Raw genomic sequence first — 16,279 nt, forward strand, 5'->3', positions numbered from 1 at the left:
TCCGACTCATCAGTCCGATTTGACAAAGAGCCTTTATTTTATGATCTTTAATTTTCTAATTCAATTAGAAGATTTGGCCACTTCGATAGCCAATTTTTAGCTAATACACGCTGATTATACGCTTTTCTCCTAGCATCTGTCGCTTTAAAATGCGGTGTAGCCACTACTCTAAAGTTAATTAAATCTTCAATTCCATGTGGTACAAATAATTCGATTGCTTGTTTATCTAAGCGTAAAGCCAGTGCTGTACAAGTTTCAGGGAATTTCGTTATCGCATCTCGTGTATGACAATATGGTGCCGTATCAGAATTGTGAAAATGCATGTAGACTTGGTTTTTAAGTTCCCAATTATAATTCGGATAACTTGTCCTTAATGTTGTTTCAATCATTTGCGTTTCTTCATAGCTTAAGCTTTTATCATAAAAGACAATATCAATGTCTATCACATCATCTAGAGCTGTCTTTTGCCCAGACAAGCTATTCCAGACCGTCTGACGTAATACACCAGCACACAGCCAACAATCGCTTAATTTTAGTTCCTCAACTATTTTTAATATCCGCATAATATCATTATGTTCTAAAAATAATTGAATTAACTCTGATTCACTCATATCTACTAGCTTCCGGAAATAATTTTAGCAATAATTTACTTGCCAAAGGTCTTCGCGTACCTTGATATGGGAACATATGCATATGAATCGCTGGATTAAAATTGGCTTCTATAATACCATAATCATTAGACATTCGACGTGCTTTTTTGTGATAATCTGGAATCATCAAATCAATTCCTGAAACAAATGCGCCTAAAGCTGCTACAGCATCAACCGCAATTTTTTTATAACTATCATCGACTTGGTCAGTCATATCAATCGAATCACCACCAGTACTTACATTAGAATTCTCTCGCAAATAGACGATCTCATCTTCTTTAGGAATATCAGTAACTTGATAGCCTTGCGTTTTAAGCATTAGGCGTTCGATTTCTCCCAAGCGAATTTTTTGGAGTGGCTTCCGATATTCTGTTCCTCTTAGTGGATCATTGTTTTTTCTGTCCACCAATTCAGTAATTGTGTGAATACCGTCTCCTTTAACATTAGCTGGAACACGTAAAATAATGCCCTCCACTTGATTATCAAGCACATAAAAACGGTATTCAGTTCCCTCTATAAATTCTTCAATCAAAATACTAGTATCCTCTTTAAAAGCTAAATGAATAGCTTCCTTAAAGTCACTTTGTTGAAAGCCTTTTTGAAAAATAGAAATTCCCAAGCTAAAATTAGTTGATTTTGGTTTTACAACGATAGCCATTTGACGAAATTCTTGATAAGCTGCTTCTGCATCCATTTGATTATTATATTCGCAACCATTAGGCACACGGAAACCATCTTGTCGTAGTAATTCTTTCGTAACGGTTTTATTTTCCATTATCAAAGGCGAAATATAAGAATCTAATCTTGTCATATTCGTATTTTTAACATACTCTATGTGATTACCATATGTTAATTTTACAACTTGTTCATTTTTATCAAGAACTTGAAAACCAAGATCTAATTCAATTGCACTCGCAAGCATTAATTGTGTTGAGAGTTCCATATCCGTGAAACCAGATAACTCAAAATGATTCTCCCAAACTTGAGTATGAAATGTTTGACTAGCATTAGACTCATATTCATACTCATCAACTTTTAATGATTGGTAATGTCTCATCAAATTAATAACCTTTTGACTGTAATTTAACTCGCTCAGCATCTCATCTACTAATTGATAGATATCTGCTAAAGACATACATGATAACTTATCAATGTCATACTCACCTACCTGATAGTATGCACACATAATTAAAAGACTCATATAGGTTATATCAGATTCACTAATTCCTTGCGGTAGATTCGGATTTATTTTAATCCCTTCTACAACAATTGCCGGTCCCAAATCGTCATTACATATAGTAGTAAAGTTTAATGTTTGATTCATATTATTACCTGTTAGTTGCTGAAAAGCTTTAGTCCAATTTACTAAAATACTAGTAACTTCTAGGTGAAGAATATCTTGATCATCAATAAAAAGTGAACTTATTTCATTTATAAAAAAGCGATTCATAAAAAAATAAAGAGACATCGTGTTATCAACTTGATTATCTACTGTATCATAGCCTAAAAAAATTGTTGGCCCGACTGACCGTAATGCAATTTCCTGAATCGCTGCTAAATAATCTGTAATAGGATTAATTTGATTGACTATTGGTGTCTTTAATTTAAGCAATTTTTCGTCAAAATCAAAAGTAATCATCGAATGATTGGGGTATAACACACTACTAAATTGAGTCATTCGATAGTTTTCTTGATCTACTAAACTTCGTATGGATTCGATTTGATAGCTATAGTCTTTAAAATAATTAATTAAATAGTTTTTGTCACATAATATTTTTTTTATTACACCGATTCTAATCGCCCCCCAAAATTAATAAAATACGTTCAATTAAACTCTGATATGACAGATGATTCATAAGTATCAAGTAATGCTTGATGCAGTGTATCTATTGGTATATCATTCGCCAAATATCCAGCTAAAATGGCTGAGTAATAGCTAATAGTTGGTGGTGTTAAAGATGGATCTCCATTCATAATATAAACCATTGCTTGATAACTTTCTTGATTAATTTTTACATTAATTTCTTCTTTTCGGTATAGATTAGGATAGTCTTCGTAAACATCTAAAGCTAACTCATCTTGTTCGCTAATTGCCCACAGAATAATTGGAACAACTGTCCCTTTGTTAGGAATAATAGTTGCATAACTGTCGGGATAGGTGCCTTTAAAAAGCAACTGATAGTTATCCAATTCACCTTTACCAATTATACTAGCATCTGGACATCGCTTGCTCATTTGTTCAAGATTCATATTAGAACCATATGCTAAATAATATGTTTTTGTCATAAATAGTTACCTCTTTTCAAATTTAAATGAGTAAAAAATAAAGATGACATATTTAATCTTTCAATTAAATACATCATCTAGTTTACAGTTAACCAAACGCTATTAGATCTAACTATAAACTTATTTCTTTGTTAGAACAGTGACACATTCTACATGAGTTGTTTGTGGAAACATATCTACTGGTTGAACTTCTTTGACTTTGTAACCTTTTTCAGCATATAATGCTAAATCACGTGCTAAAGTACTTGGGTTACATGAAATATAAACGATTTTAGTTGGCGCCATCTCAACTGATGCTTCAATAAAGTCAGGATCTAATCCTTTACGCGGTGGATCAACAAAAAGGACATCTGCTGACATCTGACCTTTATTTAACTCAGCAAAGATTTTTTCAGCCTTACCAGTAATAAATTCAGCATTATCAATACCATTTAATTGTGCATTGATTTTAGCATCTGAAATAGCATCTTCGACAGAATCAATGCCATATAACTTAGATACTTTTTTCGCAATTGATAAACCAATTGTTCCAATACCACAATACGCGTCAATAACCGTATCAGTTGATTTTAAATTAGCTAATGCAATAGCTTCTTCGTATAATCGTTCAGCTTGACGTGTGTTAATTTGATAAAAAGAACGTGCTGATATCTTATAAGTATTATTTAAAAGTGTATCAGTAATATATTCTTGTCCATATAAACACAGTGTTTCTTCACCAAATAAACCATTAGAATTATGTGGTTGAATATTTTGCATAATTGATTTTACTTGTGGTAAAGCTTCTACAATTAGGCGACAAATTTCATCATTTTTAAAGATTTTTTTCTTCTTCGTGATGAAAACAACCATCATGTCTTTTGAATAATGTCCTTGGCGAATCATAATTGTCTTTAAATTACCAGTATCATTCGCTTCATCATAAGGTTTGACTTGGTAACGAATTAAAATTTCTTTAATGACAGCCAATGCCTCATCAATATTTTTTTCTTGAATATAAAAATCTGACATAGGGACTAAATCATGGCTATTTTTACGGAAAAAACCAATTTCTAATTGATTATTGATTTTTCTCACTGGAATTTGCGCCTTATTACGATAAGCATACGGCTCATCCATGCCAATAATCGGCTTAACCGTTACATCATCAAGTTTGCCAATTCGTGTTAAACAATTAACTACTTGGTGTTCTTTGAATGCTAATTGTGCTTCATAAGTCATATGATGTAAAGGTGCGATACCAGTACGAATTAAATGATTTTGAACATCTTCGACACGGTTAGGACTTGCTGTTTCAATTGACACTACTTTACCAAAGCTAAATTTTTTACCAACTTTAACAATTTGAACCAGAATTGTTTCACCTGGCAACGCATTTTCAATAAAAATTGGGTAGCCATCTACTTTGGCAACGCCTAAGCCATCATGTGTTAAATCGACTATTTCAACCTCAATTTGTTCATTTTTTTTCACTGGTAACATGTTTTCTTCTGATTTTTTCATAAAATTCCTTTCGAATTGGTCACAGGGAAAAACGAAGACAAAGCGTTACGCTTTGTCTTCATTACTAATTTTCCCATCACCATTAATATCTTCTTTAGTTAGTATTTCTACTTGTTTTACAAACTCATCACTCGCCGAATCAAGTTCATCTGAGACTGCTGAGTCTGGTATTTCATCAAGATTCGCATAAAATTCAATATGCTGTTTTAAATTAGTAAAGGTCATTGGTACATCGCCACCATATTCACCATCAAGATTAATCATCATCTTAAAATTATCATCTGTTGTATCAGCATGTAATTTGGAAGTTTTGATATACTCTATTTTTGAATCATTGATATGTTTACCACCATTAATCATTAATGCGACTAGCCGCATAATTTCAAGAATATTAGCAGTTTTCACAATAATTAAAGAAAATTTTCCATCATTTAATTGTGCGTCTGGTGAGATAGTTTCAAAACCACCAATTGAATTGGTCAAGCCCAAGAAAAACATCGATGCTTCCCCTTCATAAACACCGTCATCGTAAGTCAAACGAACATTAATTGGTTTGATTCGAGGTAACATCTCGGCACCTTTAACTAAATAGGCCAAATAACCGAAAACACTCTTTAAGTGAGAAGGAACTTCATAAGTTAATTCTGTTAAGTGACCAGCTGCAGCAATATTCATGAAATAAGTATTTGCAGCTTTCCCGATATCCGCTTTAATTGTTTGATTTTTTAAAATAACTTTCGCCGCACTAAGCATATTATCTCTTGGCACATGTAAAGCTCTCGCAAAATCATTCGTTGTCCCTGCAGGTATAATCGCAACTTTTGGGCGTGTTTCTAACGGTGCAATACCATTAATAACTTCGTTAATGGTCCCATCGCCACCAGCAACCATAATTAAATCGAAACCAGCTTCAGCAACACGTTTTGCTTCTTTTTGCGCAGACAGTGGTTCTGGTGTCGTTGCAAACGTGCTCGCTTCATACCCAGCACTTTCCAGAATTATTAGAATTTCAGCAACATTTTTCTTAATTTGTTCCTTCCCCGATGTGGGATTATAAATAAGTCGAGCTTTCATCGTTTTTCTCCTAACTTAGAAACATTATCTTTTTGATAATTCTTCTTTCAATAACTGATTGACAACCCCAGGATTAGCCTTGCCTTTTGTTGCTTTCATCGCTTGTCCCACTAAGAAACCAACTGCACGGTCTTTACCATTCTTAAAATCTTCAACTGATTGCGCATTTTGATCAAGAACATCATTAATAATTGGTAAGAGTTGTGCAGGGTCAGATAATTGTATTAAGCCTTTCGCTTCAACAACCTCTTTTGCATCTCCACCATTTGTAATTAATTCTTTAAATACTTTTTTCGCAATCTTCGAACTAATCGTTCCATCAGCAATTAAGTTAATCATACCAGATAAATTATCCGGTGTTAATTTAGTTTCATTCAATTCTAATTTTTCACTATTCAAATAGGCTGATACTTCACCCATTAACCAGTTTGATGCTTGTTTCGCATCAGCACCTTTAGCTAATGTCGCATCAAAGAAATCTGACATTTCACTAGATAGAGTTAACACCATCGCATCATATTCAGGTAAGCCTAATTCATTGATATAACGTTTACGTCGTGCTGCTGGCAATTCAGGTAAACTGTTTCGAATTTCTTCCACCCAGTCATTTGAAATTTCAAAACGAGGTAAATCTGGCTCAGGGAAGTAACGATAATCTGCTGAGCCTTCTTTCACTCGCATTAAAATCGTTTTCTTCGTTGACTCATCATAACGACGTGTCTCTTGTTGGATAACACCGCCAGATAATAAAACACGCGCTTGACGTTTTTCTTCATGGGCCAAACCTTGTTTTACATAATTTAATGAGTTTAAATTTTTCAATTCAGTTTTAGTCCCAAATTCTTCTTGGCCATAAGGACGTAATGAAATATTAGCATCACAACGCATTGAGCCTTCTTCCATTTTAACATCACTAACGCCTGTAAATTGAATAATTGAACGTACAGCCTCTAAGTAGGCATAAGCTTCTTCAGGTGAGCGCATATCAGCTTCTGAAACAATCTCAATCAATGGTGTCCCTTGTCGATTTAAGTCAACGAACGAATAACCACCAGTACCATGAATATTTTTGCCTGCATCTTCTTCTAAATGGACACGTTCGATTCTAATTTTTTTCTTTTTCCCAGCAACCTCAATTTCAACCCAACCATCATGACCAATTGGCTCATCAAATTGAGAAATTTGATAGGCTTTAGGATTATCTGGATAAAAATAATTTTTGCGGTCAAAATGAGTGTGTTGTGAAATCGTACAATTTAATGCTAAAGCCGCACGCATTCCAAATTCAAGAGCTCGTTTATTCATAACTGGTAAAACACCAGGCATACTAAAATCAACAACGTTTGTATTTGTATTTGGCTCGGCTCCAAAATGAGCGGCAGATGATGAGAATATTTTAGAATCAGTTTTTAATTCAACATGGACTTCAAGTCCGATGACAGTTTCAAAGTTCATTATGCGTTACCTCCTAAAATCGTTGGTGCCATTTTATGAAATTCCGTCGCTTGTTCAAAAGCATAGGCTGCTTGATACATCTTTTCCTCTTCAAAATAATCACCAATTAATTGTAATCCAATTGGTAGTCCTTCTGAAAAGCCACACGGTAAACTCATACCAGGTAAACCTGCAAGATTGACTGGAATCGTTAAAATATCACGCATATAAGCTGTCACAGGATCTTCCGAATCTGCTCCAAAATCAAAAGCAACAGTTGGTGATACGGGTCCTAAAATCAAATCAACTTCTTTAAACGCTTGTTTGAAATCGTTAATGATTAATGTTCTAACTTGGCCCGCTTTTTTGAAATAAGCATCATAATAACCAGAACTTAAAGAGAATGACCCTAACATGATACGACGCTTCACTTCCGCTCCAAAACCTTCAGAACGAGAATTGACATACACGTCATCTAAATTTTTGACATTTTCTGAGCGATAACCGTAACGGATGCCATCAAAACGTTGTAAATTAGAAGACGCTTCTGAAGAGGCAATAATATAGTAAACTTCAACACCATATTTTGAATAAGGTAAACTAATTTCTTTAATTGTTGCACCTAATGCTTCATACGTTTTAGCTGCTTGTTCTACTGCTGCTTTCACATCTGGGTGAATACCTTCACCCATAAATTCTTTTGGTAAGCCAATTGTTAGGCCTTTAACCTCTTTACCAATAGAACGTGTAAAGTCAGGTACTTCGTGTGTGGCAGATGTACTATCACGCTCATCATGTCCCGCTAAGTGGTTTAAAATTAAAGCATTGTCTTCAACTGTTCGTGTCATCGGTCCAATTTGGTCTAAACTTGATGCAAAGGCAATCAATCCAAAACGAGAAACACGGCCGTATGTTGGTTTCATCCCAACAATTCCATTAAATGATGCCGGTTGACGAATACTTCCTCCAGTATCACTTCCTAAAGAAGCTGGTATTTGTCCAGCCGCAACAGCTGCAGCTGACCCACCAGATGATCCACCTGGGACTTTTGTTTGATCCCAAGCATTTTTTGTTTTCTTAAAGTAAGATGTTTCCGTTGCAGAACCCATAGCAAATTCGTCCATATTTAATTTACCAACTGGAATTAAGCCGCCATCGTAAAGCTTCGTCATAACTGTTGCATCGTAAACTGGATCAAAATTGTATAACATTTTACTTGCTGCTGTTGTCAGTAAACCTTTTGTAACAATGTTATCCTTGATACCAATTGGTACACCTGCTAAAGGAGCTTGTTTTGTATTGCCTTCAATATCTAAGGCACGTGCCATCTCCAAAGCTTTTTCTTCGTTTAACGTAATAAAGGCATCGACGACTGGCTCTGTCTCTTTAATACGGTTAAAGGTTGCAGTTACAACTTCTTCAACTGAAACATCTTTAGTTTGAATTTTTGTAGCTAATTCTTTTACTGATAATTTATGTAAATCTGTCATTATGCCCCAACCTCTCCATTGTCCATAATTGCTGGCACTTTAATAAAGCCATCCTCAGTTTCTGGTACATTTTTTAATAATTCTTCGCGTGATTCTCCTGTAAGAACATTATCCTCACGAAGAACAGATACACGTTCAGTAACATTCGATGTGAATGGAACACCTTCTGTGTCAACGTTCTCTAATTTTTCCATCATTGCAATAATTTTGCCCATTTGTTCTGTGTACAGCTCTAAATCAGCATCAGAAAATGTTAATTTTGATAACTGAGCGACACGTTGAATCTCTTCTTTAGTAATACTCATACTGTCAACACTCCTTCATTTTAAAAAAACACGTATACTCTATTTTATTCAACTTTACGACTATTTTCAATGGCAGATATCATTTGTTTTTCATTCCAAACTAAAATACCTAATTCATTGGCTTTCTTTAGCTTACTTCCAGCATCTTCACCAGCAATAACGAGATCTGTTTTTTTAGACACACTACCAGTCACTGTTCCACCTAAAGCCTCAATCTGATTTTTAGCATCTGTTCGATTATAATCAAGTAATTTCCCGGTCAAAACAATTGTTTTATCTTTAAAAGGCGACTCAATTTGAGCAATGTCTTCAGAAGTTTGACCTAAATAAGATAAATTAACTCCAACTCGTTCAAGTTCACTAACTAATAGTCTCGCTTCGTCGTGTTCAAAATACTTATGAAGGCTATCAGCAATAACTGGACCAATGGATATGATACTACTAATTTCCTCTTTAGATGCTCTCATAATGGCAGCCATTGTTTGAAACTCTTCAGCAATCAGTTTTGCAGCTTTCGCTCCAACGTGTTGAATGCCAAGGCCAAAGAGCAAACGTTCTAATGAATTAGCTTTGCTTGATTCAATAGCCGTTAAAATATTATTAGCTGACTTTTCTTTGACTTTGTCAAGTGTCAGTAATTGTTCCTCAGTTAAGGAATACAAATCAGCAAAATTTTTAATCAAGCCTAGGTCATACATTTGTTCTAGAAGTCTAGGTCCTAGACCATCAATATTCATCGCATTACGCGAAACAAAGTGATTTAATCCTTCTTTGATTTGAGCAGGACACATTGGATTCATACAACGTAAAGCAACTTCTGACTCAATTTTTTCAAGCTCCGTCCCACAAACTGGACAATTGGTTGGCATTTGATATGGCTGACTGGCTGAAGAACGTTTGTCCATTAAAACACGCGTCACTTCTGGAATAATATCGCCAGCCTTATGAATCATTACATGATCAAACAATCGTATGTCTTTTTCTTGAATTAAATCCGTATTATGTAGACTTGCTCGTGAAACAGTTGTACCTGCTAAACGAACTGGGTCCATGATCGCAGTCGGTGTAATTACACCAGTTCGTCCAACAGTCCATTCAATCTCTCGCACAACTGTCTCCGCTTCTTCAGCTGGAAACTTATATGCAATAGCCCATTTAGGTGCTTTAACAGTATAACCAATCTCTTCTTGGGCACTAAAATCATCGACTTTAATGACAATGCCATCAATTTCATAATCTAGCTCATGACGTCGATCACGAAAAGCCTCTATATACTCCCAGACAGACTCAATTGAGTCACATAATTGCCGTTCATGATTCGTCTTCAATCCTAACGAATCCAATTCATCTAATGCACCACTTTGCGTTGTTGCTGTAAATAACTCTGGCGTTGCAACAGTATAAATAAAGGTACTCAGATTACGTTTTGCTGTTACTTTTGCATCTAATTGACGTAAACTTCCAGCAGCAGCATTTCTTGGATTAGCAAACACTGTTAACCCTTGAAGTTCACGTTCTTTATTCAAATCAATAAATGATTGTTTAGGCATATAACATTCACCACGGACCTCAATTGACAGCGGTTGAGCCAATCTTTTCGGAATAGATTTAACAGTTTTTAAGTTATGTGTGATATCTTCACCGACCGAGCCATTCCCGCGAGTTGAGCCTTGAACAAATTGACCATTTTCGTAACGTAAATTAACAGCTAGACCATCAATTTTTAACTCAACCATATAACGTAATGGCTGAGTTGTTAATTTTCTAATTCGTTTATCAAACGCAATCAAATCCTCACGATTAAAGGCATTGCTTAAACTTAACATTGGAATACGGTGAGTGACTTTAGAAAACTGTGATGAAATTTGACCACCAACTTGTTGTGTCACCGAATCAGGACGAATTAACTCGGGATAACGCGTTTCCAAGTCAACTAATTTGGCATATGACTCATCATACTCTTGATCAGTCACAGTTGGTGAATCTTTCTCATAATAAGCTACAGCCCATTTTTTAAGTTGTTGATTCAACCTATCAATTTGTTGTTCAATAGTATCAGTTGTCACTAGTTAATCACTCCTTAAACTTTTTTAATGGGGGCAAATGCGGCTAGCAGACGTTTAATTCCTTGTGAAGGAAACGCAATATCAAGTTCGGTATCTTTCGCTGTACCAGAGACCCTCACAACTGTGCCAATACCCCAGACCTTATGCTCAGCCTTATCACCAGGTTGCCAAGTATCTTTCTCACCACCAGTTTGTTGTTTAGTAGATACCATTCGTTGTTCTGGTTGAAGATAATCCGACCGACGTTGTGTCGAACTTTTAGCTGTTGTTTGTGTCATTTGAGGTCTCTGTAATCCATGACGTTCAAGTACTGCCTCATCGATTTCTTCTAGAAAACGTGATGGTTTATTGTACTGCGTTCGTCCATATAGAGTCCGGCTAGAAGCATTCGTCAAATATAGTTGTTTTTCAGCTCGCGTAATACCGACATAAGCTAATCGACGCTCCTCTTCCATCTCATGCTCTTCAATCATTGCTCGAGATAGTGGGAAAATACCATCTTCCATTCCAATTAAAAAGACATATGGAAACTCTAACCCTTTTGCAGCATGGAGTGTCATTAAGGTTACTTGACCGTGTTCTTCATCCAGATTATCTAAATCAGAGACCAACGCTAAATCGTTTAAGAATAGTGATAATTTATTTTGTCCCTCATTTTCTTCTGTATCAAACTCACCAGCAGTAAATCGACGATCAAATTCATTTGTTACTGTTAAAAATTCCTCTAAGTTTTCAATTCTTGCTTGTGATTCTAAAGTATTTTGATTGTGTAAATCAGCTAGATAATCTGTTTTATCCAACACTTGTTCGACTAATTCTGAAACAGGTAAGAACTCCATCATCTTAGCAAAATCTTCAATCATTGCGCCAAAACCAGCTAGTTCTTTTCGTGCCTTACCACCAATCCCTGATAGTTCGACATTAATCGCACCATGTAATAATGACCACTCATGAAAGGCAGCAAAATCACGTAATTTTTCAATAGTTCCAGGACCAATACCACGTTTTGGAACATTCACAACCCGTTCAAAACTTAGTGAATCACGATCGTTCGCGATAATTTTTAAATACGCTAAAATATCTTTAATTTCTTTTCGATCGTAGAACTTATGTCCACCAACCATCTTATACGGGATATTCGATTTAAGTAATGTCTCTTCAATAATTCGACTCATCGCATTGGTACGATACAACACACACATATCACCAAACTGCTTGGCCTCATCACGGACTAATTGCTGAATGGTTGACACGATAAATTGGCCTTCCATGCGCTCAGTGTCAGCACGATAGTAAATAACTTTCTCACCATCATCATTATCCGTCCATAAGTTTTTCTTACGGCGCTCATTATTATTATTAATCACACTATTCGCTGCAGCTAAAATATTTTTAGTTGAACGATAATTTTGTTCCAATAAAATAACTTTAGCATCGGGATAGTCTTGCTCAAAATTTAAGATATTTTGCATATCTGCCCCACGCCAACCATAAATACTTTGATCAGCATCACCTACTACGCATAAATTTTTAAAGCGATTGGCTAATAGGCGGACTAATGTGTATTGGGCATGGTTGGTATCTTGATACTCATCAACATGAATATATTGAAACTTGGTTTGGTAGTAAGCTAATGTTTCCGGACTTTTTTTAAATAGATCAATAGTCAACATAATCAAATCATCAAAATCCATTGACTCATTATGACGTAATTCTTTTTGATAACGTTGGTAACATTTGGCAACAATATCCTCAAAATAGCCTGTGTAACGCTCTTTATAATCAGCAGGCGTCAGCAATTCATTTTTAGCATTACTGATGGCACCTAAAATACTCCGTGGATCATGTTTTTTGGGATCGATATTTTCTTCTTTTAAAATACGTTTCATTAATGTCTTTTGGTCAGAAGCATCTAAAATGGTAAAATTACTATTATACCCTATTAAATCAATGTCACGACGTAACATGCGCACACACATTGAATGGAAAGTCGAGACCCAAACATTTTCGCCATCATTGCCCAAAATTCGACAAACCCGTTCTTTCATCTCTTTTGCCGCCTTATTCGTAAAGGTAATGGCTAAAATATTCCATGGATTAACTTCTTTTTCTTCTATTATATAAGCAATACGATGCGTTAAGACTCTGGTTTTCCCACTCCCAGCACCTGCCATAATAAGTAAGGGACCACTAGTCGTTAAAACAGCTTCTTGCTGTTTGGGATTTAGTCCTTTTAATAAATGATGTTTAGTCGACATACATACGAACATCCTTTCTTATTCAATCTTTATCATTATAGCAAAAATTATTTGAAATTTCTCATACAAAAACAAAAAAATCCACGTTCTCACAAAAAGACCTCCTCAAGAGTCATACTCTCAAGGAGGCATTCGCAAACAATTTAATTTTATTCTAAAAAGTCTTTTAATTGTTTAGAGCGTGATGGATGGCGTAATTTTCTTAATGCTTTTGCTTCAATTTGACGAATACGTTCACGTGTCACACCAAAGACACGACCAACTTCTTCTAACGTCCGAGTACGGCCATCATCTAAACCAAAACGTAAACGTAGAACATTTTCTTCTCGGTCCGTTAAAGTATCTAAGACACTTTCTAGTTGTTCTTTAAGTAATTCGTAAGCCGCATGATCAGCAGGACTAGTTGCCTCTTGATCTTCAATAAAGTCTCCTAAATGAGAATCATCTTCTTCACCAATTGGTGTTTCTAAAGAAACTGGCTCTTGTGCAATTTTAAGAATCTCACGTACTTTTTCAGGTGATAATTCCATTTCAGCTCCGATTTCTTCAGGTGTTGGTTCGCGCCCTAAATCTTGTAACAATTGACGTTGAATGCGAATCAATTTATTGATAGTTTCAACCATATGAACAGGAATACGAATTGTTCTAGCTTGGTCAGCGATAGCACGAGTGATTGCTTGACGAATCCACCATGTTGCATAAGTTGAAAATTTAAAGCCTTTTTCATGGTCGAATTTTTCAACAGCTTTCATTAAACCCATATTACCTTCTTGAATTAAGTCAAGGAACTGCATACCACGACCTACATACCGTTTAGCAATACTAACCACTAAACGTAAGTTAGCCTCGGCTAATTCTTGTTTAGCTTCTGGATCGCCTTCTTTAATACGTAGCGCTAAAGTTACTTCTTCATCAGCTTTTAATAATGGGACACGGCCGATTTCTTTTAAGTACATACGGACTGGATCATTAATTTTAACCCCAGCTGGTGCAATTAAATCTTCTTCTTTTTCCTTTTCCTTTTCATCCGTTTTTTCTTCGTTTTTCTTTAATACACGGATACTATGTTCACTAGGCTCACCATTTTCATCAACAACACTGATACCTGCATCCTCAACTTTTTGAATTAATACATCCATTTGGTCTGCGTCTAATTCATAAGGAGTAGCAATAGTATCTGTTAACTCATTATAAAACACTTGCCCTTTAGCTTTGTTTTGTCGAATAAAGGCCTCAACCGTTTTTTTGTAAGTTACCTGGTTATTTACTCCTTCAATACCCATAAATGAATGCCCCCTATATATTTTTCAATTGCCGTTGTAATTGAATAATCGCAATTGTTGTTTCCATTTCTAACTCTTTATTACCTAATTTCAAGGCCTCTTGTTGTTCGAGGCGCTTTTCTTGAATTTTTTTTTGAATTTTTGCCTGTTTAATCACCGTCAAACAATCCAGTAATTCTTGTTGGCTACTTTCTTGACTAAATTCTTGCATTGTCAACTCAATCAATCGATTCTTTAAATTTGGCTCCTTTAAGTAATCTAAAAAATCAGCTATTTTAATGGTTCCATGGATGGTTAGATAACTAGTCATGTGAATAAATAGTTCCTGATACACGTCATGATAGAATGACGCATCATCCCTTTCATTAAAAAATTGCAGCAAACTCTTTTCATTTAATAAGCGGAAAAGCAACAACATTTCAGCTTTTTCAACTTGGTTGATTTGACGCTTAGCTACATGAAATTCCTCAGTTACTTTCGCTGGACGAGAATTAACGTGTTCACGTTGTCGCTGCTGTTTTAGTTGTTGGCGTTTGGCTTGAAATTCAGATTGCAAAGCATTTTTAGTCAGTCCAAATTCATTTGCCAACTGCGTGACGATTAAATCTGCTTCAATTAAAGAAGACCCTTGCGCTAGTTCATCAAGCACTTCATCAATGTAAGTCAATTTATCAGATTCATTGTCTAAACGTTTACCTTGTCGCAGATAGTTCAATTTGAATTGCAACACAGTTATGCGCTGATTTTTCAACAATTCAGCTAAAGCTACTTCACCGTACTGTTTACGATAATCATCTGGATCCATTTGATAAGGAATAGAGACCAATTGAATGGTAGAAGCACTCTGTGTGCTTAGAATATCAATTGCACGTAGACTAGCTTCAGTCCCAGCACGATCTCCATCATAACAAATCACCACTGTTTCGGCCACTCGTGCTAGCATCTGAACTTGATCAGTTGTCAGACTTGTCCCCATGGATGCTACACCGTTCGTAATTCCAGACTTCCAAGCAGCAATAACATCCATAAAACCTTCAAATAAAATCACTTCACTGGTTTTTCTAATCGTCGATCGTGATTCATGGTAATGAAATAAAACATGGCGTTTGTTAAACAATGCCGTTTCAGGACTATTTAAATACTTTGGTTGATCAGATAAATCATACTGATCATTCAATAAAATCCGGCCAGAAAAACCGACAATTCGACCTTTATCATTAGTAATTGGAAACATAATCCTTTGATAAAATCGATCAAGCCAGTCACCATTATCCGTTTGGAAGAACAAACCACTTTTTTCCATTATCGTTGATTCAATATCATCTTGTTGAACTACTTTTGATAAAATTTGACGATCCATCGGTGAAAAACCAATTTTAAACTCTTTAATCGTGTCTAAATCTAGACCTCGATTTATTAAATAATCTAAAGCATCTACACCAATTTTCGTATTAAGTAAAATATGATGATAAAAATCAGCAGCTTTTTCATGTAATTTAATTAAATTAGCGGCTTCCGTTGATTCATCAGGTCCTGTTGACCTGTCAGCTACTGTCAAGTCATACTCAACTTGAATATTTCCAAGTTCAGCGACTTTAGAAACAGATTGTGGGAAATTTAAGCCCTCAATTTCTTGAATAAAGGTAAAAACATTACCACCTTTGCCACATCCAAAACAATGAAATATTTGTTTGTCCTCAGCGACAGAAAAAGACGGCGTTTTTTCATCATGAAAAGGACACAAACCTAAATAGTTTTTACCTGATTTTTTGAGTTGCACGTATTGACTCACAATATCAACAATATTTGTTTGATTTCTGACAGACTCAATTATGTTTTCGGGAATTAATTGCGCCAAACTTACCACTCCTATTAAAATCGTCAGAAAAGTCGCTCGAGACATTAGCAAGAGCGACTAATTAACATAATT

General features: G+C 35.4%; 12 protein-coding genes. All 12 read right to left on the bottom strand.

What is annotated here, in order from left to right:
• Nucleotides 1-47 precede the first annotated feature (47 nt).
• The 12 genes from BW732_RS00860 to dnaG all read right to left on the bottom strand — a co-directional run bounded on the left by BW732_RS00860 (nt 48) and on the right by dnaG (nt 16,207).
• A complete protein-coding gene (locus BW732_RS00860) occupies nt 48-611 on the bottom strand; it encodes a nucleotidyltransferase family protein (RefSeq protein ID WP_077275015.1) in 564 nt (187 codons plus the stop codon).
• On the bottom strand, nt 604-2,328 hold the full coding sequence (gene gshAB, locus BW732_RS00865) for a bifunctional glutamate--cysteine ligase GshA/glutathione synthetase GshB (protein ID WP_077275016.1): 1,725 nt from the start codon (nt 2,326-2,328) through the stop codon (nt 604-606). Before gshAB ends, BW732_RS00860 begins: the two co-directional genes overlap by 8 nt.
• 146 nt (nt 2,329-2,474) lie before the next feature.
• The gene (locus BW732_RS00870; RefSeq protein WP_077275017.1) at nt 2,475-2,936 is read right to left on the bottom strand and encodes a gamma-glutamylcyclotransferase family protein; all 462 of its coding nucleotides are present in this window, start codon (nt 2,934-2,936) and stop codon (nt 2,475-2,477) included.
• A 120-nt stretch (nt 2,937-3,056) separates the two neighbouring features.
• Complete coding sequence (gene rlmD, locus BW732_RS00875) at nt 3,057-4,439, bottom strand: 23S rRNA (uracil(1939)-C(5))-methyltransferase RlmD (protein ID WP_228414952.1); 1,383 nt, start codon at nt 4,437-4,439, stop codon at nt 3,057-3,059.
• Nucleotides 4,440-4,484: 45 nt separating this feature from the next.
• Complete coding sequence (locus BW732_RS00880; RefSeq protein ID WP_077275018.1) at nt 4,485-5,513, bottom strand: diacylglycerol kinase; 1,029 nt, start codon at nt 5,511-5,513, stop codon at nt 4,485-4,487.
• A gap of 24 nt (nt 5,514-5,537) precedes the next feature.
• Nucleotides 5,538-6,968, bottom strand: a complete 1,431-nt coding sequence (gene gatB / locus BW732_RS00885; protein WP_077275019.1) for an Asp-tRNA(Asn)/Glu-tRNA(Gln) amidotransferase subunit GatB — start codon at nt 6,966-6,968, stop codon at nt 5,538-5,540.
• Nucleotides 6,968-8,437, bottom strand: a complete 1,470-nt coding sequence (gatA, locus tag BW732_RS00890) for an Asp-tRNA(Asn)/Glu-tRNA(Gln) amidotransferase subunit GatA (protein ID WP_077275020.1) — start codon at nt 8,435-8,437, stop codon at nt 6,968-6,970. The genes gatB and gatA overlap by 1 nt, the downstream gene beginning before the upstream one ends.
• Entirely contained in the window at nt 8,437-8,742 is a 306-nt protein-coding gene (gene gatC / locus BW732_RS00895) for an Asp-tRNA(Asn)/Glu-tRNA(Gln) amidotransferase subunit GatC (protein ID WP_077275021.1), read from the bottom strand. The genes gatA and gatC overlap by 1 nt, the downstream gene beginning before the upstream one ends.
• Before the next feature lie 44 nt (nt 8,743-8,786).
• Complete coding sequence (gene ligA, locus BW732_RS00900; protein WP_077275022.1) at nt 8,787-10,808, bottom strand: NAD-dependent DNA ligase LigA; 2,022 nt, start codon at nt 10,806-10,808, stop codon at nt 8,787-8,789.
• A gap of 14 nt (nt 10,809-10,822) precedes the next feature.
• A complete protein-coding gene (gene pcrA / locus BW732_RS00905; RefSeq protein ID WP_077275023.1) occupies nt 10,823-13,066 on the bottom strand; it encodes a DNA helicase PcrA in 2,244 nt (747 codons plus the stop codon).
• 149 nt (nt 13,067-13,215) lie between these two features.
• On the bottom strand, nt 13,216-14,349 hold the full coding sequence (gene rpoD / locus BW732_RS00910; RefSeq protein ID WP_077275024.1) for an RNA polymerase sigma factor RpoD: 1,134 nt from the start codon (nt 14,347-14,349) through the stop codon (nt 13,216-13,218).
• A 13-nt stretch (nt 14,350-14,362) separates the two neighbouring features.
• On the bottom strand, nt 14,363-16,207 hold the full coding sequence (gene dnaG, locus BW732_RS00915; RefSeq protein WP_077275025.1) for a DNA primase: 1,845 nt from the start codon (nt 16,205-16,207) through the stop codon (nt 14,363-14,365).
• Nucleotides 16,208-16,279 lie beyond the last annotated feature (72 nt).

The sequence above is a fragment of the Vagococcus penaei genome (assembly GCF_001998885.1).
GTDB classification, from domain to species: Bacteria; Bacillota; Bacilli; order Lactobacillales; family Vagococcaceae; genus Vagococcus; species Vagococcus penaei.